The sequence below is a fragment of the Inquilinus limosus MP06 genome (assembly GCF_000767795.1).
Lineage (GTDB): Bacteria > Pseudomonadota > Alphaproteobacteria > DSM-16000 > Inquilinaceae > Inquilinus > Inquilinus limosus_E.
Genome location: NZ_JANX01000858.1, coordinates 1 through 1,852, shown reverse-complemented (window position 1 = coordinate 1,852; position 1,852 = coordinate 1). Strand labels below are relative to the sequence as shown.

3 protein-coding genes are annotated in these 1,852 nt (G+C 72.7%); all 3 read right to left on the bottom strand.

Annotated elements, in window-relative coordinates:
• Window positions 1-810 (bottom strand): Hsp70 family protein (locus tag P409_RS33270; protein ID WP_034848766.1); only part of this gene is annotated, 810 nt, incomplete at its 3' end.
• A gap of 51 nt (window positions 811-861) precedes the next feature.
• On the bottom strand, window positions 862-1,455 hold the full coding sequence (locus tag P409_RS36680) for a HutD/Ves family protein (RefSeq protein WP_052121682.1): 594 nt from the start codon (window positions 1,453-1,455) through the stop codon (window positions 862-864).
• A gap of 215 nt (window positions 1,456-1,670) precedes the next feature.
• Window positions 1,671-1,852, bottom strand: a 182-nt coding sequence (locus P409_RS33260) for a 2OG-Fe(II) oxygenase (RefSeq protein ID WP_034848765.1), incomplete at its 5' end; no start/stop codon positions are given.

Sequence of the window (1,852 nt, the reverse complement as noted above, 5' to 3'; positions counted from 1 at the left end):
GGCCTGGCGCGACAGCGGCCAGCGGATCGTGCGGCCCTCGAGGGGGATTTCCAGCACCGCCTCCTCGGCCTCGCTCAGCCGCCGCTTGGCGACCTCCGCCTGGCGGCGCAGCAGCGCATGGGCCGGGTGGGCGGCGGACGGCGCCGGGAAGCCGGCGGAGGCCGCCTTGTCCGCATGGAAGGCGGCGACGATGGCGTCGACGAAATCCTCGCCGCCGAGGAAGGCGTCGCCGGCGGCGGCGCGCACCTCCATCACCCCGTCGAAGAACTCCAGGATCGAGACGTCGAAGGTGCCGCCGCCCAGGTCGAAGACCAGGATGGTGCCCTCGCCGGTCCGGGCCTCCTGCAGGCCATAGGCCAGGGCGGCGGCGGTCGGCTCGCTCAGCAGGCGAACCACCTCCAGCCCGGCCAGCTCGCCCGCCAGCTGGGTGGCCCGGCGCTGCGCCTCGTTGAAATAGGCCGGGACCGTGATCACCGCCTGGCCGACCGGCTCGCCCAGGAAGGCCTCGGCATCGGCCTTGAGCGACCGCAGCACCAGGGCCGACAGCTCCTCCGGCCGGAAGCTGCGCCGGCCCAGCGACACCGCCTGGTCGGTGCCCATGCGGCGCTTGAAGGCGGCGGTGGTCAGCGCCGGGTGGCTGACCAGCCGCTCGCGCGCCGCCAGCCCGACCAGCAGGCGGCCGTCATCGGCCAGGCCGGCCGCCGACGGCGTCAGCACATGGCCCAGCGCGTTCGGGATCAGCACCGCCTCGCCGTCGCGCCAGACGCTGGCCAGGCTGTTGGTGGTGCCCAGGTCGATGCCGACGATCATGATGCGGGGTGGTTCGGGTCTCGCTGGAATCCGGCACAGCTTGGCCGGCGGTCACCGCGGGCGCAAGGCCACGGCGTAGACCAGGCTGTCGGCCTCGGCGCCGCGCAGATGCGGGGCGCGGTCGTCCTCGTCGGTGATCACCGCGGTCTCGCCCTCGGTCACCGCCAGGTGCCGGCCGATATCGACCACGGCGGTGCCGCGCAGGACGTAGAACAGCCAGACCGGCGCCGGCTCCAGCATCGCGTCGGCGTCGTCCAGCGCCGCCACCCGGTGGTCGATCTGCAGCGACCGGTCGGCGATCACGTTCAGGTCGCGCACCGGGCCGGCCACCAGCCTGCAGCTGGTCGCGGCCTCGCCGTCGAAGTCGAAGGGCTCGTGCGGCCGGTCGATCCGCACCGTGCGCGGCAGGTCGCCCGGATCCGCGATGGTGAGGTCCATGCCGCGGCCGGACAGCAGCATGATGGTGCGGCCGCAGGCCGGGAAGGGGGAGAACGGGCCATCCGATTCGACCTCGGCCAGGCTCAGCCTCCAGCGGAAGCCGGACGGGGTGTCGGCCGGCTCGACCGCGATCTCCGCCGTCCGGCCCCCGCCGTTGCGCCAGGGCATCAGGCGGTGCTGGGCGGGCGAGATGATGCGGGTGGGCATGGGCGACCTCGGGACTCGGATGCCGGAATCATACCATAGGAGGAGCCGCGTCCACCCTTGATCGCATTACGGCTGCGATACCGATTCAGAGCCCCGCCCTATCCCTTTGCCGTCATTCCCGCGAAAGCGGGAATCTCTTTCCGGTCAAAGCGTTGAGAGATCCCCGCTTTCGCGGGGATGGCGACTGTGGAGGTAGGAAGGCCTCGCCAGCGATGTCATTTCGCATCGTGGAAGATGATGCCCAGCGTATGCCGCCGGCCGCCGCGCAGCCGGCTGACGCCGTGGCGCAGGTTGACCCGGTAGTCGCCGCGGGTGCCCGCCACCGGCCGGTGGTGCACGGCGAAGGCGACGCCGTCGCCCTGGCGCAGCGGCACCACCTCGGGCCGCGACTGCATGC

Bases quoted from the DNA above. Each gene is read 5' to 3' on its own strand.
- P409_RS36680 (WP_052121682.1), bottom strand. From the start codon at position 1,455: ATGCCCACCCGCATCATCTCGCCCGCCCAGCACCGCCTGATGCCCTGG.